The sequence below is a fragment of the Myceligenerans pegani genome, from assembly GCF_014892515.1.
In the GTDB taxonomy this organism is placed as follows: Bacteria; Actinomycetota; Actinomycetes; order Actinomycetales; family Cellulomonadaceae; genus Myceligenerans; species Myceligenerans pegani.
This window is the reverse complement of record NZ_JADBGR010000101.1, coordinates 11,535-33,728: the sequence shown is the minus strand read 5'-3', so window position 1 is coordinate 33,728 and position 22,194 is coordinate 11,535. Positions and strand designations below refer to the sequence as shown.

Annotated in this window: 19 protein-coding genes; 7 read left to right on the top strand and 12 right to left on the bottom strand. The window is 73.2% G+C overall.

Going from position 1 to position 22,194, the window contains the following annotated elements; all coding sequences use genetic code 11:
- Window positions 1-49: 49 nt before the first annotated feature.
- Window positions 50-1,051 (top strand): GGDEF domain-containing protein, encoded by a 1,002-nt coding sequence (locus tag IIE03_RS26800; RefSeq protein ID WP_318843041.1) that lies wholly within the window; start codon window positions 50-52, stop codon window positions 1,049-1,051.
- Between the two features lie 60 nt (window positions 1,052-1,111).
- On the opposite strand, the gene moaA is transcribed toward IIE03_RS26800, so the two are convergent.
- The 3 genes from moaA to IIE03_RS17005 all read right to left on the bottom strand — a co-directional run bounded on the left by moaA (window position 1,112) and on the right by IIE03_RS17005 (window position 4,553).
- A complete protein-coding gene (gene moaA / locus IIE03_RS17015) occupies window positions 1,112-2,218 on the bottom strand; it encodes a GTP 3',8-cyclase MoaA (RefSeq protein WP_192863950.1) in 1,107 nt (368 codons plus the stop codon).
- A gap of 65 nt (window positions 2,219-2,283) precedes the next feature.
- The gene (locus tag IIE03_RS17010; RefSeq protein WP_192863949.1) at window positions 2,284-2,667 is read right to left on the bottom strand and encodes a universal stress protein; all 384 of its coding nucleotides are present in this window, start codon (window positions 2,665-2,667) and stop codon (window positions 2,284-2,286) included.
- A gap of 251 nt (window positions 2,668-2,918) precedes the next feature.
- Window positions 2,919-4,553, bottom strand: a complete 1,635-nt coding sequence (locus IIE03_RS17005; protein WP_192863948.1) for a family 10 glycosylhydrolase — start codon at window positions 4,551-4,553, stop codon at window positions 2,919-2,921.
- Window positions 4,554-4,747: 194 nt separating this feature from the next.
- Between IIE03_RS17005 and eda the strand changes: the two genes are divergently transcribed.
- Both eda and IIE03_RS16995 read left to right on the top strand, forming a co-directional pair.
- The gene (gene eda / locus IIE03_RS17000) at window positions 4,748-5,440 is read left to right on the top strand and encodes a bifunctional 4-hydroxy-2-oxoglutarate aldolase/2-dehydro-3-deoxy-phosphogluconate aldolase (protein ID WP_192863947.1); all 693 of its coding nucleotides are present in this window, start codon (window positions 4,748-4,750) and stop codon (window positions 5,438-5,440) included.
- A 2-nt stretch (window positions 5,441-5,442) separates the two neighbouring features.
- Window positions 5,443-6,549 carry a sugar kinase gene (locus IIE03_RS16995; protein WP_192863946.1) on the top strand — a complete coding sequence of 369 codons (1,107 nt, stop codon included), beginning with the start codon at window positions 5,443-5,445 and terminating at the stop codon, window positions 6,547-6,549.
- A gap of 48 nt (window positions 6,550-6,597) precedes the next feature.
- On the opposite strand, the gene IIE03_RS16990 is transcribed toward IIE03_RS16995, so the two are convergent.
- Both IIE03_RS16990 and IIE03_RS16985 read right to left on the bottom strand, forming a co-directional pair.
- Window positions 6,598-7,695: a TFIIB-type zinc ribbon-containing protein gene (locus tag IIE03_RS16990; RefSeq protein WP_192863945.1), complete on the bottom strand. Its 1,098-nt coding sequence runs from the start codon at window positions 7,693-7,695 to the stop codon at window positions 6,598-6,600.
- Window positions 7,696-7,708: 13 nt separating this feature from the next.
- Window positions 7,709-8,827: an SPFH domain-containing protein gene (locus IIE03_RS16985; RefSeq protein WP_192863944.1), complete on the bottom strand. Its 1,119-nt coding sequence runs from the start codon at window positions 8,825-8,827 to the stop codon at window positions 7,709-7,711.
- A gap of 221 nt (window positions 8,828-9,048) precedes the next feature.
- Between IIE03_RS16985 and IIE03_RS16980 the strand changes: the two genes are divergently transcribed.
- The 3 genes from IIE03_RS16980 to IIE03_RS16970 all read left to right on the top strand — a co-directional run bounded on the left by IIE03_RS16980 (window position 9,049) and on the right by IIE03_RS16970 (window position 13,745).
- On the top strand, window positions 9,049-11,205 hold the full coding sequence (locus IIE03_RS16980; protein ID WP_318843040.1) for a HelD family protein: 2,157 nt from the start codon (window positions 9,049-9,051) through the stop codon (window positions 11,203-11,205).
- 204 nt (window positions 11,206-11,409) lie between these two features.
- Window positions 11,410-12,030: a hypothetical protein gene (locus IIE03_RS16975; protein WP_192863943.1), complete on the top strand. Its 621-nt coding sequence runs from the start codon at window positions 11,410-11,412 to the stop codon at window positions 12,028-12,030.
- A gap of 134 nt (window positions 12,031-12,164) precedes the next feature.
- Window positions 12,165-13,745, top strand: coding sequence for a vWA domain-containing protein (locus IIE03_RS16970; RefSeq protein ID WP_192863942.1), 1,581 nt, complete (start codon window positions 12,165-12,167; stop codon window positions 13,743-13,745).
- Window positions 13,746-13,825: 80 nt separating this feature from the next.
- Here the strand turns inward: IIE03_RS16970 and IIE03_RS16965 are convergent, their stop codons facing one another.
- Complete coding sequence (locus IIE03_RS16965) at window positions 13,826-15,928, bottom strand: chorismate-binding protein (protein ID WP_192863941.1); 2,103 nt, start codon at window positions 15,926-15,928, stop codon at window positions 13,826-13,828.
- Between the two features lie 293 nt (window positions 15,929-16,221).
- On the bottom strand, window positions 16,222-16,641 hold the full coding sequence (locus IIE03_RS16960) for a hypothetical protein (protein ID WP_192863940.1): 420 nt from the start codon (window positions 16,639-16,641) through the stop codon (window positions 16,222-16,224).
- A 138-nt stretch (window positions 16,642-16,779) separates the two neighbouring features.
- Here IIE03_RS16960 and IIE03_RS26795 point away from each other — a divergent pair, with 138 nt between their 5' ends.
- Window positions 16,780-18,432, top strand: a complete 1,653-nt coding sequence (locus IIE03_RS26795; protein WP_318843039.1) for a nucleoside/nucleotide kinase family protein — start codon at window positions 16,780-16,782, stop codon at window positions 18,430-18,432.
- A 45-nt stretch (window positions 18,433-18,477) separates the two neighbouring features.
- Here IIE03_RS26795 and IIE03_RS16945 read toward each other — a convergent pair whose 3' ends face one another.
- From IIE03_RS16945 to IIE03_RS16925, 5 genes are all read right to left on the bottom strand, one after another.
- Window positions 18,478-19,299, bottom strand: a complete 822-nt coding sequence (locus IIE03_RS16945) for an anti-sigma factor family protein (protein ID WP_192863939.1) — start codon at window positions 19,297-19,299, stop codon at window positions 18,478-18,480.
- Window positions 19,296-19,799 (bottom strand): sigma-70 family RNA polymerase sigma factor, encoded by a 504-nt coding sequence (locus IIE03_RS16940; RefSeq protein WP_192863938.1) that lies wholly within the window; start codon window positions 19,797-19,799, stop codon window positions 19,296-19,298. The genes IIE03_RS16945 and IIE03_RS16940 overlap by 4 nt, the downstream gene beginning before the upstream one ends.
- Window positions 19,800-19,844: 45 nt before the next feature.
- Window positions 19,845-20,528, bottom strand: a complete 684-nt coding sequence (locus IIE03_RS16935; RefSeq protein ID WP_192863937.1) for a YceI family protein — start codon at window positions 20,526-20,528, stop codon at window positions 19,845-19,847.
- An 81-nt stretch (window positions 20,529-20,609) separates the two neighbouring features.
- Window positions 20,610-21,146 carry an Rv3235 family protein gene (locus tag IIE03_RS16930; protein ID WP_192863936.1) on the bottom strand — a complete coding sequence of 179 codons (537 nt, stop codon included), beginning with the start codon at window positions 21,144-21,146 and terminating at the stop codon, window positions 20,610-20,612.
- Window positions 21,143-22,066, bottom strand: coding sequence for a LysM peptidoglycan-binding domain-containing protein (locus IIE03_RS16925; protein ID WP_226888068.1), 924 nt, complete (start codon window positions 22,064-22,066; stop codon window positions 21,143-21,145). The genes IIE03_RS16930 and IIE03_RS16925 overlap by 4 nt, the downstream gene beginning before the upstream one ends.
- Between the last annotated feature and the right edge of the window lie 128 nt (window positions 22,067-22,194).

Here is a 22,194-nt window from a genome sequence, read left to right as displayed (position 1 = left end):
TCCTCCCACCGTGGTTCCGGAGCGGTGCGCGCGAGGCGAGGATGTACCCGTGCAGGTGCATGACGAACTCGTCCACGTCGCTCATCACGCGGCCGCACTGCAAGGCGCATCCGGCCGCGCGTCCCTGGCCGGTGTCATCGCCGACCTCGTGCAACCCGCCGAGGTCATCGATGCCACCCTCCCGATCGGGGACGTCAACATCGTGTTCCGCGACGCGGAGGTCACCTCCGTCGTCGTGCGCGGCGGCCCGGCGTCGTCGCGCGTGGGCATCGTGATGCGTGAGGCCTTCACCAGGGTGTTCACCGGACGGCTCGGGTACGGCCGCGCGATGCTCGAGCACAAGCCCGCGTCGATGGTGACCAACTGGGCGCCGCTGGTCGTGGAGCCCGGCGCCCACGTCGCCGAGGTGGCCGCCCGCGCGATGGCGCGGGAGCCCGCGCACCGGTACGACGACGTCCTGGTCCAGGACACCCGCTGGGGCGCCACCAGCGCGGCGACGCTCATGCGCTCGCTCCTGGTCGCGCTGTCCGACCGATCGACCCACGACCCGCTGACCCGCCTGAAGACCCGTGGAGCCCTGTGGTACGCGCTGGCGCGGCGCTGCGAGGCGGCGCGTGCCGGACAGGGGCACTTCCTGCTGTTGTTCGACGTCGAAGGGCTGCACCGCGTCAACGCCTCGTACGGCCTGGCGACCGGGGACGCGGTCCTCGTCGAGGTGGCGTCGCGGCTCGTCAGGGCCCTGCCGCAGGGGAGCGAGGCCGGACGCGTCGGTGCGGATTCCTTCGCGGTCACGGCGAGCCTTCCCGTGGCGGACGACGCCGACGCCGCGTCGTCCGCGGAGGCCCTGCGCCGGCGCTTCGCGGGAGCGCTGGTTCAGCCGCCGGGTCACCTGCCTCCCGGGGCGTGGCCCGCCGTCCGGACGGTCTCGACCTGGTCGACCGGCGCCGTGTCCGCGGAGCGTCTCGTGCTGCACGCGGAGGCCCGGATGCGCGAGCGGCGCATGGAGTCCTGGCGCCGCGGAGGAGGGGCCCGATCCGGCGACGCCGCGTGAGGCTCCGCAAAGCACCGTGAGGGGATGCCGCGTGCGGGCTCGGGGAACTTCCCGGCGCGGTCAGCCCCCGATGGCGCCCATGGACCGAGCCGTGTCGGCGAACGCGTCGCGGGCCAACTCCGGGGCGTCGGAGCCGTGGGCGCGGGGCTTGGCCCACATCGCGCCGCGCCAGGCGTCGGCGACCTCCTCGTCCGCCGCGCCGGAGCGCAGCAGGCCGCGCAGGTCCGTCTCCTCGTTGCCGAACAGGCAGGAGCGCACCGTTCCCTCGGCGGTGAGCCGGGTGCGGTCGCAGTCCCGGCAGAAGGAGCGCGTCACCGAGGCGATGATGCCCACCGTCGCCGGGCCGTCGTCGACCAGCCACTCCTCGGCCGGGGCGGACGGGTCCTCACGGCCGACCGGTGTGAGCGTGAACCGCGTGCCGAGCCGTTCGAGCAGGTCGGCGGCCGAGACGACGTCGTCCCTGGTCCAGTTTCCGTCCGCGTCCAGCGGCATCTCCTCGATGAAGCGCAGCCGGCAGCCGTGCTCCAGGGCCCAGGCGAGGAGGTCCGGCGCGCCCGCCAGGACCTCGGGGAGCAGCACCGCGTTGATCTTCACCGGCGACAGCCCGGCGGCGATCGCGCCGCGGATCCCGGTGAGCACGTCGTCGAGACGGTCGCGGCGGGTGAGCGCGGCGAACGCGGCGTGATCCACCGTGTCGAGGCTGACGTTGATGCGATCCAGGCCCGCGGCGACCAGCGCCTCCGCGCGCTTGTCGAGGCCCAGGGCGTTGGTCGTGATCGCGAAGCGCACCGTGTCCGACGGCGGTCGCTCCCGCAGTGCCTCGTCCGCCGCCTCGCGCGACGCCGCCAGGATCTCCTCCAGGTCCCGCCGCATCAGCGGCTCGCCACCCGTGAAGCGGACGTCCCGGATGCCCATGCGCACGCCGATGCCGACCAGGCGCGCGACCTCGCCGGGCGTGAGCAGTTCGTCGCGCGGGATGACCGGCAGGCCCTCGGCGGGCATGCAGTAGGTGCAGCGCAGGTTGCAGGCGGTGGTGAGGGAGACGCGCAGGTCCCGGGCGATGCGGCCGTACCGGTCGACGAGCCGGGCGTCCTCGGGACGGGGCGGCAGGTCCTCCAGGCGCGGCGCACGCCGCAGGGTGGGGATCCCGAGCGAGACGGCTGCCATCTTCCGAGCCTAACCGCCGGGCGGTGCGACCTGTCCAGACGTTTCAGATGACGTACCGCGGACGATCAGGCGTAACCCGCCTTGACCACCAGCACCGGCGCGGGCGAGTCCAGGAGGACCTGCTGCGTCGTCGAACCGACCAGGAACGTGCCGACCGTCGAGCGCTTGCGCGCGCCGATGACCACGAGGGACGCCGCGACGCGCTCGGCGGCGTCGATGATCGACTCCGCGACTTCCTCGGACTCCGTCCGGTACACGACCTGCTTCACCGTCACCGACGGCGGGACGCCGTCCAGCAGGTGTGCCAGGTCCGACGGAAGATCCGGACTCTCCTGCGGCGTCAGGACCAGCACCGACAGGTCCTGCCGCCGTCGCTCCGCCTCCGCGGTGGCCGCTCGCAGAGCGGACTCGCCCTGCGGCGACGCGTTGTACGCCACGAGGACCGTCATGCCTCTGAACACCTCCGGGACGCGGCTCATGAGAGCGGGGACATGCCGCCGGTTGAACTCTCTCACATCCGGCCCGGGCCGGCCGCACGTGTTCCGGCCCACGCACGTTCGCGCGCCGCACGCAGGGCGGTTCACCTGCCCTACGCTCAACGCAAGCGGGCGCGCCGGAGGGCTTGCGCCACCGGCCGGTCACCGCGCCCCGTATCGGGACGGCGGGACGAACTGTGGCGGCCCGGCAGTGGCGCCGGCGCTCAGCGCAGGCGGACCTCCGTGATCTCGCCCTCCTCGACGCGGACGAGCCCCATCACGGTCCTCCCGCCTCCGGCGATGTTCCCGGTCTCACCGCCCAGGTCGGCCCACACCAGATATCTTCCCGGCGGCACGTGCGCGAAGCCGAACCAGCCCGAGCCGTCCGTGACCTGTTCGTACGCGGGCCCTGGGCCGAGCGGCCGCAGCGTCACGGTCACCTGATCGACCGGGCCGCCCCGCCCGGCGGTGAGCGTCCCGGTGACGTGACCGTCGTCGGGTGCGGACTTCCACGGCATGTCCGGGACCGCGGCGTCGTCCTCGAAGATCCCACCGGGCCCGGTCAGGGCCTCCGCCAGCGCCGCCTGCTGGGCGTCGCGCAGCGCCGGATCCGCGACGACCTCCTGGCTCGGGTTCGCGTACGAGTACCCGCTCCACCCGGCCGCGGTGTTCCCCGCCTCGGAGGGCGTCACCGCCTGCCGCGCCTGCGCCACGCTGTGGTCGATCGAGTTCAGGTACAGGGCCGGGCCGTTCACCGCCTGCCTCCCGGCCTGGTTGTCGGCGAGGAACTCGGACCACTCGTCGAACATGACCTCCTGCGCCGGGACGTGGTCGCGCTTGTAGTTCATGGTCACGGCCGTGTCCATGATCCCCTCGTCCAGCCAGCCGACCCAGTCCTGCAGCACCTCCGCGTAGGTGCGGGTGTTCGTCCAGCCGCCCACCGCGTCGGGCCCGTTGCCGTACGTGATCGCGTCCATCGACAGCCGCAGCGACGGGTCGATCTCCCACAGCGTGAGGTAGATCCGCCGCACCAGCGCGGTGACCTGGTCACGACGCCACTGGCTCCACTCCTCGTCGTCGGGCGCGGGGACGTCGGTGCGGCCGGTCGCCTCCTGGAAGCGGGCCACGGCGACGTCGTTGTAGCCCCACTCGCTGTACTCCGAGGTGGAGCTCAGATCCGGGTAGCGGATGTAGTCCAGGTTGATGCCGTCGACGTCGTACTCCCTGGCGATGCCGGAGACCGCCGCCGTGACGTAGCCGGCGGCGTCCGGGTGGCCCGGGTCGAGGTAGACGCGGTTGTTCACGATCTCGCGTCCGTCGGCCATCTTGCCGATCCAGCGGTCGCGGCCCTCGGCGCCGGGCCCGTGTGTGTTGTAGATGTGGTCGGGCGAACTGGGCGGGCCGTCCGGCACGTTCCACATCGTGTTCACGGTGACCCAGGCGTGCACCTCGATCCCGGCGTCGTGGGCGCGCTCGATGATCTCGTCGAGCGGGTCGTAGGGCGCGGGGGCGATCGCGGCGTCGGTGCGCGGGTAGAGGGCCCGGTTGCAGAAACAGTCGTACCGGCGTGCGGTCTGCACGATCAGCGCGTTGACGTTCATCGCCGTCGCCTCGTCGACCAACTCCTGGACCTGCTCGGGGGTGTAGATGCCCTCGTTGAAGGCGTCCACCCAGACCGAGCGCCACTGCTCGGGCATGGTGGATCCGTCCTCGTCGTGGGGCGTGCCGGCGACGGCGGTGCCGGGGCCGACGGCGGTCGCGGGCGCGGCGGTCGCGGGCGCGACGGTCGCGGGCGCGACGGTCGCGAGCGAGGCGGCGAGAGCGACGCCGGCGATCGTTGCTGTCAGGCCGCGCTTCATCGGGACCTCCTGTCGGGGACCTCCGGGGACGCCCCGGCTCGTTCGGAACCTACCCGACCAGTGTCCGGAGCAACACCCTCCGGCGCGAGGTGAGCGCCGTCGCGCGCTCACTTCGGTAAGCGCATTCCCGAGCACCCCGAGGATCGCCTAAGCTGCCGTCCGTACCCGTCAACGACGAAGTTCGGAGCATCACGGTGTCAGCGAAGTCATCGGCCCCAGCGGAAACCCGCGGATCCGACCCCACGCGATCGGTCCTCGAGCGCCTCGGGCGCGCCCGGGTGGTCCCCGTTGTCGTCGTCGACGATGCCGAGCAGGGCCTCGGCGTCGCGCGGGCGCTGGACGACGGCGGCCTCCCCGTCGCGGAGGTCACCTTCCGCACGTCCGGCGCGCGGGCCGCGATCGAGGCGATCACCGCCGAGCACCCCGGAATGCTGGTCGGGGCCGGCACGGTCGTGAACCCGCGGCAGGTCGACCAGGCGGTCGCGGCCGGTGCCACGTTCCTGGTCTCCCCGGGCCTCAGCGCGCCCGTCGTGCGGGCGGCCCAGGAGGCGGGCGTGCCGATCCTGCCCGGCGTCGCGACGGCGTCGGACATCATGGCCGCGCTCGACCTCGGCATCACGACCGTCAAGCTGTTCCCCGCCGGCGTCGTCGGCGGGCCGGGCGCGATCAAGGCGCTGTCGGGGCCGTTCGGGCAGGTCACGTTCGTGCCGACCGGCGGCGTGAGCGCCGCTAACCTGCCGGACTATCTCGGCCTGCCGTCCGTGTTGGCGGTGGGCGGGTCGTGGATGGTCGACCAGAAGCTCGTCGCCGCCGGCGACTGGGCCGAGATGACCCGCCGCACCGCCGAGGCCGTGGCCGTCGCCACAGATCTTCCCGAAGGAGCATGAAGATGACCAACCCCTCGCTGTCCGTCCGCCCCGCCGACGAGTGCCGGTACGACGTCGTCGCGCTCGGCGAGGTCATGCTCCGCCTCGACCCGGGCGAGCGCCGCGTGCGCAACGCGCGCCGCTTCGACGTCTGGGAGGGCGGCGGCGAGTACAACGTCGCCCGCGGCCTGCGCCGGTGCTTCGGCCTGCGCGGCGCGATCGTCACGGCGCTCGCGAACAACGACGTCGGCCGGCTCGTCGAGGACCTCATGCTCACCGGCGGCCTCGACACGTCGTGGGTGCGGTGGCACGACTTCGACGGCATCGGCCGGGAGGTCCGCAACGGCCTGAACTTCACCGAGCGCGGCTTCGGTGTGCGCGGCGCCCTCGGTGTGAGCGACCGCGGCCACACCGCGATCTCGCGGATGCGGCCCGACGACGTGGACTGGGACGCCCTGTTCGGCGCGGGCGTGCGGTGGCTGCACACGGGCGGGATCTTCGCGGCGCTGTCGGAATCGACCGCGGACGTGGCCGAGGCCGCGATGGCGGCCGCGCGGCGGCACGGCACGATCGTGTCCTACGACCTCAACTACCGGCCCTCGCTCTGGAAGGGCATCGGCGGGGTGGAGCGGGCGCGCGAGGTCAACCGCAGGCTGGCCCGGCACGTCGACGTGATGATCGGCAACGAGGAGGACTTCACGGCCTCGCTCGGCTTCGAGGTGGAGGGCGTGTCCGAGGACCTGACCGACCTGGACACCGGCGCCTTCCGGGCGATGATCGAGGCCGCGTCCGCCGAGTACGACAACTTCCAGGTGATCGCGACGACGCTGCGCGGCGTGCAGACCGCGTCGGTCAACGACTGGGGCGCGATCGCGTGGTCGCGCGCGGAGGGCTTCGCCGAGGCGACGCACCGGGCGGACCTGGAGATCCTCGACCGCGTCGGCGGCGGCGACTCGTTCGCCTCGGGCCTGGCGTACGGGCTCATGGAGCTGGGCTCGCTGGCGGAGGCCGTGGAGTACGGCGCTGCCCACGGCGCCCTCGCGATGACGACCCCGGGCGACACGACGACGGCGACGCTGGCCGAGGTGGCCAAGCTGGCGGGCGGGGGCGGCGCGCGGGTCGACCGCTGACCCTGTCGCCGAACCGCACCCGGTCCCAGGTCCGGTTCGGCGCCGGAGTCAGCCCGGGGATCTGGACAGCAGGACCGCGGCCACGACCGCGCCGACTACCAGCAGTGCCGCCGCCACCGCGCCGGCGATCTTCCACGCCGACCACGGTCGCTCGCCGATGACCTCGCTGGTACGGGCGTTGATCAGGACCTGGTACGCCTTCCCGCCGTACAGGTATGTCGCGATCCAGACCGGTAGGAGCAGCAGCTTGAAGGTGACGGCGGAGTACCGCGTGTCCATGTGGTGCACGCGCTGCTCGTCGCCGCCGATGTCCTCCTCGCAGTCGTCCTTGATCACGCCCGCCATCTTCTGCTTCGCGATCTCGAGGCCGGCCTCGGGTTCGACGTCGTACCGCAGCGTCTCGTGCCCGGCGAGGAAGTCCGGCCGGTACGGCTCGGCGTCGGCGAGCGGCCACGGATCGAGCTTGGCCAGATGCTGCGGCATGACGCGGCGGGTCCCGGCGATCAGGACGTCGTCGAAGAACCGCGCGACCCGACCGCTCGCGTGGTACCAGCGGGTCCGGCGTTCCTGCCGGGTCGTGGTGCGGCCCTCGGAGTCCGTGCTGGTGACGGTCTCCCAGTAGTGTTCGCCGCGCTGGCCGGCGTAGTCGGTGGTGGTCTGTGCGTCGTAGGTCCAGTGGGGCAGGTAGACGCTGTGCGCCCGCTCGACGGCGGTCACCTTCTTCAGGGCCGACGGCGCGAACCAGCGCGTGCGCGCCCAGCGCCGCAGCGCCGTCGTCATCGACGGGCGGTCCACGGCGAACGGCAGGACCGCCTCGGGCGTGACGAGGCCGAGCCCCTTGACCTCCGCGACCATCGCCGAGCCGCAGAACCCGCAGTCCTGCGACAGCTTGTCGCTCGTCGTGACCGCACCGCAGGTGCCGCACTCGTAGTCATGGGAGTCGGGCGGGAGCTCGCGGCCCGACGCCAGGAGCGTCGCGAAGTCGTGCTCGCGCACGACGCGGTCCGTGGCCGCGACCTCCTGCGTGTGCCCGCAGTAGGGGCACGTCAGCGCGCCCGTTCCGGCCGCGTACCGGACGCTCGCCCCGCACTGCGCGCACGGGTAGTCCCGGTGGGCCGCCGCCGAGGAGTTCGTGGTCTCCGTCATGTGCGCCGAGCCCTCAGCCCTGGCCCGGCAGCGGCGGGGGAGTGGCGCGCAGGTGGCGGGCGACGTCGGGCACCTCGGATGCCGCGACCCAGCCCGGCATGCCGTCCCGCCACACGAGCGTGCCGGGCGTGAGCGCGCCGGAGGACGCCTGGGCGGCCAGGCCGGCGTCGTCGAACGGGCCGGTCTGCCGCCCGTTCGATCCGAGGAACCACTGTGCGCCGCCCGGCAGGGGCGGCGGCGTGGTGGCCGGCTGCGCGAGAGCGGGCTGTGCGGCGGGCGCCGTCGCACCGGCGACGATGTTCCCGGTGGCCTGCCCGAGCCCCATGCCGACGACGGCGGCGGCTCCGCCACCCGGGTTCTCGGCGGCGGCCTCCAGGGCCTCGGCGGCCTGGAACTTCGTGTAGCGGTCGAGATCGCCGACGATCCCCATCGACGTGCGCTTGTCGAGCTTCTCCTCGACCTCGGGCGGCAGCGAGATGTTCTCGATCACGAACTTCGGGACCGAGATGCCGAGCTCCGGTCCGAGCTCGCCGGACAGCGTGGCGGCGAGCCGGTCGCCGAGCTCGCCCTGATGGGCCGCGAGATCCAGGACGGGGACGCCCGCCGTCGCCAGGGCGGTGCCGAGGCGGCTGACGACGTTCTGCCGCAGGTACTCGTGCACCTCGTCGGTGCGGAACTGCGGATCGGTGCCGACGAGTTCGCGGAGCAGCAGCGCGGGATCCGTCACGCGGGCGGTGAACGCGCCGAACGCGCGCAGCCGCACGGCGCCGAACTCGGCGTCGCGCACGATCACCGGGTTCTTGGTGCCCCACTTGAGGTCCGTGAACTGCCGCGTGCTGACGAAGTACACCTCGGCCTTGAACGGGGACTCGAACCCGTGCTTCCAGCCCTTGAGCGTGCTGAGGATCGGCAGGTTCGCGGTCTGCAGCGTGTACATCCCGGGACCGAAGACGTCGGCGATCTGTCCCTCGTTGACGAACACCGCGGTCTGCGACTCCCGGACCGTGAGACGCGCCCCGTTCTTGATCTCGTTGTCGTGCCGCGGGAAGCGCCACACGATCGTGTCGCGCGAGTCGTCGGTCCATTCGACGATGTCGATGAACTCGTCCTTGAATCTGTCCAGCAGGGACATCCGGGTGTTCCTCTCTGCGCCGGGGTGGGCCGCCGTCCATCCAACAGACACTCGCCGCTCACGGCAAGGAAATGAATCCGCCGGGGCCCGTGTGGTCGGCCGGATGTCGCGAAGACGGTCGCCCGGGCGGCCGACCATCCGGCATCCGGCCGACCGAAAACGCGCCGGAACAATCGGCACGGCCGGGGCGTTGTGCTCAGGCCGCCGACCAGAGGAGTCCCGTGCCCCGGACCGCCGTGCCGCAAGACCCGCAGACCGCCCAGGCCACCCAGATCGCCGTCGAACAGGACCACGTCAGCGGCATGTACGCGCTGCTCGACGAGCAGGCCGCGACCGCTCGGCGGGACCTGGCCCGTGTGCTGCGTGGGCGCCCGTCCGATCCCGTCGAGGCGACCGAGCGCGAGATCACGGCCTCCCGCCTGCGTGCCCGCATCCATGCCCTCGAGTCCGCCGCCCACGCCCTGTGCTTCGGCCGGATCGACCGCGGAGACGGCACGTGGGTGCACGTCGGGCGCATCGGCCTGCGGTCCGGCGCCACCGACGAGCCGCGCCTGGTCGACTGGCGGGCCGACGCCGCCCGGCCCTTCTACGCCGCCACCGCGCTCGCTCCCGAGGGGCTGCGCCGGCGCCGTCACCTCAAGACCGACGGCCGTGCCGTCACCGAGGTCAGCGACGAGATCCTGGACGGCTCGGAGCCCGGCCCCGACGACGTCGTCGGCGACGGGCCGCTCGTCGAGGCGCTCAGCGCCCGGCGCACCGGGCACATGCGCGCCGCGGTGTCCACGCTGCAGTCCGAGCAGGACCGGATCGTCCGCTCCCCGCACCGCGGGGTCACCGTCGTGCAGGGCGGCCCCGGCACGGGCAAGACGGTCGTCGCCCTGCACCGCGCGGCCTACGTGCTGTACGCGCACGAGCGTGCCGCCGCCGAGGGTGTCCTCGTGCTCGGGCCGAACCCGCGATTCCTCGAGTACATCTCGCACGTGCTGCCCTCGTTGGGGGAGAACGACGTGGTGCTGGCGACGTGCGCCACCCTGACCGGGCGGGATGTCGCCCCGGCGGCCGACGACGTGGCGCGGGCCAAGGGCGAGTCGGGGATGGCCGTCGCGCTGGCGGACGCGGTCCGGCGCCGGCAGGCTCCTCCCGGTCCGCTGCGTACGCCCGGCGATCTGCCCGACCTGTCCGCCGACGACGTCGCGGCCGCGCGGGCGCAGGCCGTCGGCGGCGGTCTGGCGCACAACCCGGCGCGCGAGGTGTTCAAGGAGCATGTCGTCGACATGCTCACGGATGCCCTCGAACGGGAGGCGGCGGGCGCCCTGGAGCGGGTCGACGAGGAGGTCGCCGCCGTCATGGGTCGCGACGTCGCGTCGCTGGACCGGACCGTGTCCGCCGACCTGGCGAATCTGGGGTACGACGGCGTCGTGGGTGACGCGCACGACGACTTCGACCCCGACGCCGTGCGCGCCGAGCTCACCGCCGACCGCGGCCTCGACCGTGCCCTGGACGCGGTGTGGCCGCGGCTGGACGCCGAGGACGTGGTGCGGGAGGTGCTCGGCGTACCGTCCGGCGGGGCGGGCGCGGATCAGGCGGCGACCCGCGACGGCGGGGTGGTGGCCGGCCGCTGGACGGAGGCGGACGTGCCTCTGCTCGACGAGGCGTCGGCACTGGTGGACGGCCTTCCGGCGCGGACGTTCGGGCATGTGGTGGTCGACGAGGCGCAGGAGATCACGCCCATGCAGTGGCGCATGGTGGCGCGCCGGTGTCCCTCCCGGTCGATGACGGTGGTGGGCGATTTCGCCCAGGCGGGACAGGTCTCGACGGTGCGGAACTGGGACGAGGCGCTGGCGGACATCGCCGACGGGCGCACGCAGACCTGGACGCTCACGGTCTCCTACCGCACGACGGCGGAGATCCTCGGGGCGACGCGGGACCTGCTCGCGCGCATCGCGCCGGAGCAGCGGCTGAGCACGGCGGTGCGGCACGGCGAGGAGCCGCGCACGGTCCTCGTTCCCGTTCCGGCGAGCGTCGCGGGGACGAGCCCCGCCGGGCCGGGCACCGCCGGCCCGGGTGACGCCGGTGCCGTCGCGGCGGCCGTCGGCCGGATCGTGTCCGACGACGCCGCGGCGTACCCCGGCGCCCAGGTCGCCGTCCTGTGCGTCGAGAGGCGCGTCGACGATCTGACGGGAGCCGTCGCGGGGGCCGCGCAGGTCCTGCCGGCGTCGGCGGCGCGAGGGCTGGAGTTCGATGCCGTCGTGGTCGTCGCGCCGGACGAGATCGTCGCGGCGCGGGCCGGCGGGGAGCGCGATCTGTACGTCGCGCTGACGCGCCCGACGCACCGCCTGATCGTGGTCGAGAAGTCCGCCGGAAAGACTCCTCGGTAAACGCGTTTCACGAGGTCAACCGGCCTTTTCACGGCTGTGATAAGCGGTTTTCCACAGATCACGATCTGAGCGCGCGATGTGGTCCCGGCCGTCCTACTCTCGGGTCAATCGGCTGGCCGTTGGGCACATTCACGGGTGCCATGTCAAGGGGGCGCGGCCGGGAACGCAGAATTCGCCGTCAGTGTCGTTCTCAGGGGGAGACGAATGACCACACAGGCAGTTGTCCTGGAGCCGTTCGGCACCGGGACGAGGTCCGTTCGCACCGATACCAATACCGCCACCGATTTCCGCACCGCCGCCCGCACCCGCGCCCGCACCCTGTGGCGCTGGGCCGCCGGGTTCGCAGCGCTCGCGATCATGACGGCCCTGCTGGTCGGCTGGGTGGGCCAGGCCAGGGCCGCCACCACCGATCGCCTCGCCGTCCTGAACGCACGGATCGACGAGCGCGTGAGCGCCGGCCGGGCGATGTCGGAACGGCTCGCCACGGTGATCGTGGTGGCACGGAACGTCCAGGCGAACTCGGCCGGGGCCGATCCCGACGCTCGCGCCGCGCTCGACGCGGCGATCCGCTCCGCGGAAGGCATCGTCGGGCAGCGGGTCACGACGCAGGCGCCGGCGACGGTGCCCCAGGCCGAGATGCTGGTGGAACAGGCCACGCTCATGGCGGACGCGCTCGCGCTGACCACCATGGACCTGCGGACCGCCGTCGACCGCGTCCGCGTCAGCCGCGGCGACCTCCGGCCGGAGGTGTCGTACTCGTCGGCCGGCCCGGAGGACGCCGGCCGGAACGACACGGGCATCCCCGTGGCCGTTGCGCGACCGTGACCGGGTAGGTGCAACGCCCTCTGCGGCCGAGACACAGACGGTACGGGACCGTGACAGGTTCGTGCTGGTGAGGCCGCTGCCGCCGTCCGGACACCGGGTCCCGTGCCCAGCACCTCCGGACGAGAGGAAGCGCCATGACCAGCACCACCCGCCGCCGGACCGCCACGTTCGCCACGATCGCCGTCGTCGTCCTGTCCCTGACTGCTTGCGGCAGTGACGGCGCGCTCCAGAGCGCCGACGACGCCGCCGGGCAGATGTACTCCGAGGGCATGGCGGAGGGGATCGCGCCCGGCGACCCGCGTGCCGCGCCCGTGGAGCCCCAGGAATCCCGGGAGGAGTACGACGACGCCCTCGAGCAGCCGTTCCAGAAGGTCGCCACGAGCCCGCTGTCGACGTTCTCCGCCGACGTGGACACGGCGTCGTACAGCAACCTGCGCCGACAGATCACGCAGGGGCAGACGCCGGAGGGCGTGCGTATCGAGGAACTCGTCAACTACTTCGACTACGACCACCCGGCGCCCGGCCCGGACGACGACGCCCCGTTCGCGGTGACGACCGAGGTGGCCGACGCGCCATGGGCGCCCGGGCACCACCTGGCGATGATCGGCGTGCAGGCCACGGAGGCCGTGCCGACGCACGAGGGCAACAACATCGTGTTCCTGCTGGACGTGTCCGGCTCGATGGACGAGCCGAACAAGCTCCCGCTGCTGGCCGAGTCGTTCTCGCTGCTCGCGTCGAACCTCGGACCGGACGACGTCGTCTCGATCGTCACCTACGCGGGCGACAACCGGGTGCTGCTCGACTCCGTTCCCGGGTCCGAGCAGGGCGTCATCACCGACGCGCTCGAGTCGCTGTCCGCGGGCGGCTCCACCGGAGGCGCCGCCGGCCTGGAGACCGCCTACGAGCTGGCGGAGAAGAACTTCATCGACGGCGGCAACAACCGCGTGATCCTCGCGACCGACGGCGACTTCAACGTGGGGCCGTCGTCGCCGGAGCAGATCACGGAGCAGATCGAGGAGGCCCGCGAGTCCGGCGTCTACATCTCGGTGCTCGGCTTCGGGATGCACAACCTCAAGGACAACACGATGGAGGCGATCGCCGACCACGGGAACGGCAACTACGCCTACATCGACACCATCGACGAGGCCCGCAAGGTGCTCGTGGACGAGTTCGACTCGACGATGTTCGTGGTTGCCCAGGACCTCAAGTTGCAGGTCGAGCTCAACCCGGCGGTGGTCTCCGAGTACCGGCTGATCGGCTACGACAACCGCCGCCTGGAGGACGAGGAGTTCGACGACGACACCAAGGACGCCGGCGACGTCGGCGCCGGCCACTCGGTGACCGCCTTCTACGAGATCGTCCCCGCCTCCGGGGAGACCGTCGACGACGACCTGAAGTACCAGGACTCACGCGCGTCCGGCTCCGACGACTTCATGACGGTGCACGTGCGCTGGAAGGAACCGGGGGAGTCGAGCAGCACCGAACGGGAGTACCCGGTGAGGGCCGACGTGCTCACGGGCACACCGTCGACGGACTTCCGGTTCGCGTCGGCCGTGGTCGAGGCGGGGCTCATCGCCCGCGGCTCCGATCACGCGGGCGACGCGAGCCTGGAGTCCGCTCGGTCCCGCGCCGCCATGGCCCTGGGCGCCGACCCCTACGGCCTCCGGGGCGAGTTCGTCGCGCTGCTGGACATGTACCGCGAACTGGCCGCGTGAGCGACCCGGCACCGCCCGGCGCCCCGCCGCGAGCCGGCCACCTGGGAGCGGGCCGGCTCACGGCGGGACGGTGACGGCAGTCAGCGGGTGGCGGCCGGGTTCGCCGGGGCGCCCAGGACGTGACGCGTGAGGGCGTCCAGGACGGTGATGCCGTCGGCCGACAGGACCGACTCCAGGTGACCCTGGACCGACGCGACGCCGGGGCCACGCAGGGCCGTGAGCACGCCGTTCGCGTCGGCGGACGGTTCGAGGGCAAGCCGGGCCACGGGGTTGTCGGCGTCCGCGGCGTCGAGGGTGGTGAGCCGCGCCCCGAAGGTGTTGTAGTAGCCGACGGCGGCCGTGGTGCCGAACACGTCGGCCTCCAGCCGCACCCCTTGACGCGGCGCGGGCAGCGCGCGGATCGGGAAGCCCGCCAGCCCGGCGAGCACCTGATGGCTGAGGCAGACCGCGAGCAGCGGACGGCCCGCCGTCACACGCTCGTGGATCCGCCGGGCGATGGCGGCGATGCGCGGGTCCTCCCGGTCGCGCGGGTCGCCCGGCCCCGGGCCGAGAACCACCAGATCGTCCGCGAGCACGTCGTCCACGGCGTCCCACCGGATCACGCGGGCGTTCATGCCGAGGTGGCGGAGCTGGTGGGCGAGCATCGTCGTGAACTGGTCCTCGTGATCGACGACGAGGACGCTCCGCCCGGTCGGCCACGAGGGCTCGGGCGCGTCCGGGTCCGCGGTCGTCGCGGTGGTCGTCGCGGTGGTCGTCGTGGTGGGCGCGGCCTCCTGCGGCTGGACCCAGAAGCCGGCGAGCTGGCGGTTGCGCGCGATGAGCGCCTCGGCGACACCCGGCTGGGCGTTCAGGTCGATGACGGCGTCGGGCCCGGCCCCGCGCGGCACCAGCCCGAGCGAGGCGAGCACGCCCGCCGCCTTGGCCCGGGTCTCCTCGACCTCGTGCTCGGGGACCGAGTGCCGCACCAGGGTCGCGCCGGCCGGGACCGACACCCGTCCGTCGTCGTGCAGATAGGCCGTGCGGATGAGGATCGGGGCGTCGAGCGAGTAGGCCCGGGGACCGGCCTCGGGGCGCTCGCCCGGGCCATGGCCGGCGTCGTCGGCACGGCGGTCCGGGTCGCTGCCGACGTCCCCGGGCTCGAACAAGGCGAGGAAACCCGAGTAGTAGCCGCGCGGGCGGGTCTCGTGGCGGGCGATGACCGTGCACGCGTTCTCCATGGGCGACCCGGTCACCGTGGGCGCGAACATCGTCAGGCGCAGTGCCTCGCGCGGGTCGAGGGTGGTGCGGCCCTCCAGCAGGTACTCGGTGTGGCTGAGGCGGGCCATCTGCTTGAGATACGGCCCGACGATGCGCCCGCCGCCGGGACACAGCGCGCTCATCATCTTCATCTCCTCGTCGACCACCATGAAGAGCTCCTCGTTCTCCTTGGTGTCCCGCAGGAACTCGAGGACGCCGTCGCGCGTGGGGCCGGTCACGGGGTGGCGGTAGGTGCCGCTGATCGGATTCATGCGTGCCACACCGTCCCGCACGGTCAGGTGCCGCTCGGGGGTGGCGCCCGCGAGGGACAGCGTCCCCCCGGCCGGGTCCGCGGGCATGGGCCGGGCCCCGCCGGTCGCGGGTGCCGGGGCGTGCACCGCGAACGTCCAGTACGAGCCGACCTCATGGGTGATCAGAGCGCGGAACCACGAGGTCAGCGCGGGGACCGGCGCCGCGCCGGTACGGGCCTCGAACCGTCGCATCACGACGAAGTTGGCGCCCGCGCCCTGCCCGATCTCGTCGTCGATCACGCGGCGCACGATGCCCGCGTACTCGTCGTCGGGGATGTCGAAACCGAGCGGTTCGGCGGCGACGGACTCGGGAGGAAGGGCGGCGACGGCGTCGGGCAGGGGAACCCGCTCCGACTCGCGCACGACGAGGCAGCGCAGCGGCGCGCCGTCGTCGTGCACGGTGAACCCGCGCTCGCGGGCCTGGCGGAACGGGACGACGGCGAGCACGGGCGCGCCGTCCAGGGGGATGTCGCCCAGGAGATCGGCGTCGGCCACCTCGCCGACGAGGACCTCGACCTCGGCGACGCCGTGGCGGCGCAGGAGCGCGAACGGGAGCGAGCCGTCCGAGGCGAGGACGCGATCGAGCAGGGGATGCCGGGTCGTGGCGGAGGTGGCGGGACGGTGAGTGCGGGACATGCGGGGCCTCTCGGTCTCGGGATGCCCGCCCCGGACCGGGAGTCTCGTGGGAACACGAAACGACCGCCCCGGAGCGAGGCGGTCGTGGACGTGCGTGATGCGTCGCGAGCCCGCCTAGTCGGCGGGCCACCAGTCAAGGCAGGTCAGGTGCGACGTCATGGCCGGAACGCTAGCCGCGCGCGAGGTGGGCTGTCCACCGGGAGTCCGGTGGGCGAGACGGTCAGAGTTCGGGTCACACGCACGGCCACCAGCACACAGCCCAGCACGATCAGGCTGCGAAGCGATCCTCACAGTCAGAGATCGTCCGGCGTGAGCGGGCGGACACCGTCGGTCGTGGCGAGGAAGAAGCCGGCGACGCCGATCCCCACCTCCGCGGCCGAGGCGTGCAGCGCCGCGTGCCAGGCCCGGTCCGAGTCCCGCACGGCCTCGGCGCCCGGGCGCTCCAGCACGAGGACGGTGCTCGCCCGCGTGATCGCGCCCAGGACAGCGGCCCAGACATAGCCGAGCCGTGCGACGAACGGCAGCCCGGGATCGGCGGCCAGGCCGTGGAACGGGACGACGGCGGGCAGCATCCGGCGCTCGGAATCGAGCATCGCGAGCCAGAGCGACCGCTCGCGGGGGCGGACGCCGTGGTGGAGGAACTCGGCGAGCGCGAGGAGCGACTCGTCGTCGGCGAGTCGTTGTCCGGGCCTGATAGTGGTGATCGGTGCCATGTCATCCAGTATGGATCGGAATCGCGGCCGCTGATCGTGTTTGTCCACAGGCAGTGTCTCCGCTGGTCATGCCTGTGTCCGTATTGCCAATCGTGTCTTTGACGCCGGAGATGCCGGAGTGTGTCGTAGCCTCATGTCATGGCGAAAGAGACCCCGTATCAGCCTGGCCGGAAAGTTTTGACCTGCTGGTTCGCCGGTCTTGCCACGCTGGACGTGATCCACCGTGCGGCCCGGCCCGAGCGCGATCAGAAGGTGACCGCCACTCGCCAGGATGTCGCCGCCGGCGGCCCGGCGGCGAACGCGGCGGTCACGGCCGCCGCGCTGGGCGTCCGAGCGGTGCTGGTCACCGCGCTCGGCACCAGCGCCGTGGGCAAGGCCGCGCGGGCGGACCTGGAGCGGCACGGGGTGGAGGTGCACGACGTCGCGCGGGCGGACCACGATCTGGCGGTCTCCGCGGTGCTGGTCGACGACGACACGGGCGAGCGCTCCGTCGTCTCCGCCGACGGCGCCCTCACGCGGGTCGCCGGGCCCGGTACGGAGGAACTGTCCGGTCTTCCGGCGCCCGACGTCGTCCTGCTCGACGGCCATCATCCTGACATCGCGCGCAGCGTGCTGGCGTACGCGCGGACGCTGCGGCCCCGCCCCCCGATCGTGCTCGACGCGGGGAGGTGGCGACCGGTCTTCGCCGATCTGCTGCCCGAGGCCGACGTCGTCGCGTGCTCGGCGGCCTTCCACGTCCCCGACGGGAAGGAGGACTGGTACGCCGGACTGCGTGGGGCGACGGTGGTGACGCACGGCGCGGCACCGGTCGACTGGTGGTCCAAGGACGCGGGCGGGACCGTGGACGTGCCGGAGGTGCGTGCCGTGGACACTCTCGGCGCGGGCGACGCCTTCCACGGCGCGCTCACGGTCGCGCTGGCCCGGGGCGCGGAGCTTCCGGACGCGTGCGCCGAGGCGGTGCGCGTGGCCTCGCTGCGGGTGCAGTACCTGGGGCCGCGCGGATGGTTGACGCGCCTCGACCGGGAGCCGGGGACGGGCGGCATGCGCGAGGCGGTCACGGTCCCGGCTCCCGCAAGGCCCGCCGCCACGGCTCTCGCGGAGCCGGTGGGCGCGGCTCGCGCGGAGGCCGGGGTCCCGGCTCCGGGTGAGCCCGCGGTGACGATCCCCGCCGACCTCGTCGAGCGGGCGCGTCACCTCGCCGACGATCCCGCGCGCGAGGGCCGTGCCGTCCTGGGTCTCACCGGTCCGCCCGGGGCCGGGAAGTCGACACTCGCCGCAGGGCTCGCCGCTGCGCTGGGGCCGGATCTCGCCGTGGTGGTCGGGATGGACGGGTTCCACCTCGCGAACACCGTGCTGGAGGCGCGTGGGATCCGCGACCGCAAGGGCGCCATCGACACCTTCGACGACGCCGGCTACGCCGAGCTGATCGCACGCATCGCCGCGGCGCATCCGCACGGCGGCCCGGTCGTCGCCCCGGAGTTCCGGCGTGAGATCGAGGAACCGATCGCGGGTGCCGTCGTCGTTCCTCCCGAGGTGCCGCTCGTGATCACGGAGGGGAACTATCTGCTGGCGGAATCGGGACGATGGCCGCGCGCTCGTGAGCACATGACCGAGGTCTGGTACGTCGATCTGCCCGACGACGTCCGGCTGGAGCGCCTGACCGCCCGGCATCACGCGCACGGGAAGACGCCCGAGGCGGCCCGCGCCTGGGCGCACGGCTCCGACCAGCACAACGCCGAGGTCGTGGCGGCGACGCGGGACCGTGCCGACCTGCACGTGGCCCTCGGGTGACGCCCTGCCCGGGGCGATCGAACGCCCCGGGCACGGGCTCCGCGGTCACAGGGTCGCCGCGGCGAGGGCCTCCTCCTGTCCGCCCAGCGTGATCTCGATGCGGTCCATGTCCGTCACGGGCACTGCCGACGAGGCGTCCAGGCCCGTCGTCGTGCCGCCGGACCACGTCCACGTCGCCGCGACGGTGCGCGCGCCGTCACGCCCGACCAGCACCAGCTCGTACTCGATCGGCTCCTGCGGCGCGTCGTACCCGCCGGGTGCCTGGTCCTGTCCGGGCCGGGGAGGGTAGTGGCAGGACCACTGGAACTTCGTTCCCCAGTCCGTGGGCGTGACGACCACCCGGGCGCGCATGTCCGCCTCGCCCACGGGGAGCAGCTCGACGGTCCGGGCGTTCGCGGCGGTGACCGGCGGTGTCGTGTCTGCGCCGCCCGGCGTCCCGAGCGGGCCGACGCCCGTCAGGACGGACCCGCCGACCGCCCCCGCGACCACGAGGACCGATGCGGCCACCGCGGTCAGTGCTCGCCGCCGGAAGCGCGACCGGCGCGCCGCGCGGGCCAGGCTCGCGAGCGGGACGACGGTCGCGGGGCCGCCGTCATGGCCGGCGTCGTGAGCCGCAGTCGGGAAGCCGTCGGACGGAGCCGTGGCGCCGGGTGCCTCCGTGCCGAGCGCTTCCGCCTGCGCGGCGGGCACGGTGCCCAGGAGTCCCGGCATACCGGCGAGCTCGGCCACCGCGGTGCGGCACATGTCGCACTCGGCCAGATGGCGCTCGTAGGCGTGCCTGTCACTCGGGCTCAGGGCACCGAGCACGTAGGCCGCGTCCCACTCGGCGTAGCGGTCGCCCCCGTTCCTCTCCGGCCCCGGCATCATGACGTGACTCCCTTCTCCTGCAGTGTCAGGCGTAGCGCGCGCAACCCGTAGTGCAGGCGTGATTTCACCGTCCCGGGCGGGATGCCCAGCTCGGTGGCGAGCTCGGCCACCGAGCGGCCGCCGTAGTACGCGCCCACGACGACCGCCCGATGGTCCGGTGAGAGCGACAGCAGGGCGTCGGCGACGAGCCACGAGTCGAGCACCGCCTGGGTCCTGTCGCGCTCCTCACGATCGGGCAGGTGACCGGTGGCGTGCTCGCGGGTGCGGCGCGCGCTGCGCAGGTGGTCGACGACGAGGTTCCGCGCGACCGTGAACAACCAGGCGCGTACCGACTCCTCGGAGCGTTCGAGTACCTCCGGGTGCCGCCACGCGCGCAGCAGCGTCTCCTGCACGACGTCGCGTGCCTCCTCCTCGTCACCCGTGCGGCGCACGACATACCGGTACAGCGCGTCGGCATGCGAGTCGTGCACCGCCTCGAGGAGCTCGTCCTCCGCACCCACGGGCTCATCCTCTCCCGGTCACGGTCCCGTTGTCCGCCGGACGTCCTACCGCTCGGACTCGAGCTGCAGCGAGAACTCGATGCTGCCCTCGTCCTCCACCGACACGAACCCGAGATCCGGGGCCTCGACGCCGAAATCGGCGAACGTGATCGGCACGCTTCCGATGACCTGGACGGGGCCGCCGCCGGCCGCGTCTCCCGCGACCTCCGCCTCGACGGTGGCCGGCTGGGTGACGCCGTGGATCGTAAGGTCGCCCGTCAGCTCGACCGCCGTGGCGCCGGGCTCGAGCTCGGCCGGGGCGGTCAGCTCGAAGAGCGCCGTGGGATAGGTGCCGACCTCCATCGCCTGGTCCCGGAAGTACTCGTCGCGACGGGCCTCGTCGGTCGCCACGCTGGCCATGTCGACCTCGATGCCGGCGGCCGTGATCGCGCCGTCCGCGACCGTCACGTCGCCGGTGACCTCCTCCGTGCGACCCGTGACCGTCACGTCGGCGCCCTGCAGAACCTCGTCGACGCGGTAGCCGGCGAACGACCCGTCGCCCACCGTCCACGTGCCCTCGACGGCCTCGGTGTCCGAGAGTGCTTCCATCGACGCCTCGAGCGTCGGCTCGTCGTCCGCCGCCTCGCTCGCCCAGTCCGCGTACAGGCCGGGTCCGTAGATCCCCGCCACCACACCGACCGCGACCACAGCCGCTCCGACGCCGATCGCCACCTTCGTCCCTGTGCGCACGCTCGCCCCTCTCGTTCGCGGGCCGGCCCGATGCCGCCCTCTGCCCCTGACTACGGGTGAGGGGGCGTGGCGGTTCAATGGTCAGCCGAGTTCGAGGCAGGTCACTTTCCAGGTGCCCCGCCTTCCCTCCAGCCGGACGGCCGCGGCGCGCACCCGTTCGCCGTCGTGCAGCACGACCGTGGCCTCGGCCGACGCCGTGCCGAGCCGGACGAGGCGCACCCGGCGGACGCCGACCCGCGGCGCGACGGGTCGCGGCCGGCCGGCCCGTGTGCCGCTCAGGAGGCGCTCGCGTGCCACGAGCTGGTCGTAGACCTGCGCGGTGGTCCAGCGTGCGAGCTGGCTGGCGGGGCGTTCACCGCGGAGCACCTCGATGGCGGCCCGGGCGACGCGGCAGACGAGCGCGGTGGGGTCGGGCAGCTCCGGCTGCGGCTCCGGTTCGCGGTGCTCGTCGATCTGGCTCAGCAGCTCGGTCGCGCGCGCGATGCTCGGGTCGGAACCGCCGAGCTGGATCTTGCGCAGGCTGCGCCGGGGTTCCTGGGCGGCGGGCCGGCCGGCCCGGCCCGGCTGGGGCACACCGCGGGTGCGTATCGGCTTCGTCGGCTCGGTGACCGCTGTCATCGTCGGGCTCCCACGGGTCGCGCGTCCGGTGCGTGCAGCACCGTTCCGGGCCGGATGAGGTCGGGGTCGGGGCCGATCGCCTCGCGGTTCGCGGCGTGCCACGCGGCCACCTCGCGCGCCACACGAGCCGCCGGCAGCGCGCCCGCGCCGGGCGACGCCCCGCCCGGCCGAAGGTGTTCGGCGGCGATCGACCAGAGCGTGTCGCCTCGCTCCACGACGACCGGAACATCGGTGTCCCGCGGGGCTCCGGCGCGCGCCTTCCGGTCGACCTGGCGCGTGCGCTCGGGATCCCTGGACCGATCGGATCCGTGGGTGGCGGATCCGTGGGTGGCGGATCCGTCGTCGCCGCGCCGACTGGTCGTCGGGCCACCGGCACTCTCGCCCCCGGTACCGGACGCCAGCGCACTCGGCCCGGCCAGGTCTGCCGCATCCGCACCGCTGTCGCTGCCGATGACGCCGCCGGCCGAGGCGTCCGGCGTCGGCTGCCAGCCGAGATCGAGCACCACGCCGGACGGTGCGTCCCCGTCCCGCTCCGTACCCGCGGCCGGTGACGCGAACGCACTCGGCGCCGCGATCGCGACGCCCACGCCCGCCGTCACGACCACACCGGCCATCCGGCGCACGATGCGCGGTGCGCAGCGGGCGAGGAACGCTCGCCCGGCGTGCCAGTCCCGGCCGGCGCAGCGGATCACCGCGTACAGCAGACCGACGACGGCGCCCAGCGCGATCCATGCCGCGCAGACCGTGGCTCCGGCCTCGATCGACAGCTCGACGACCCGGTCGACCGTGCCCGCCCCCTCGTGCCACAGCCGCATCGTGCGTGTCGCCAGCAGGATCGCCGCAGCCGCCGCCCCGAGCGCGATGGTCGCGAGCGCGATCGGATTCGGACCCGACCGCGCATCTATCTCTGTCACCGCCATGAAGAACCCCCTGTCGCCCTGAGAACGGGTCAACGCCTGAATCTACGTCTCATGAGTGCCTTTTGATGCTGTTATTAAACATCGGATCGCGACTGTCGTCCACCGATGGGCGGAGGGGCTGTGGATGA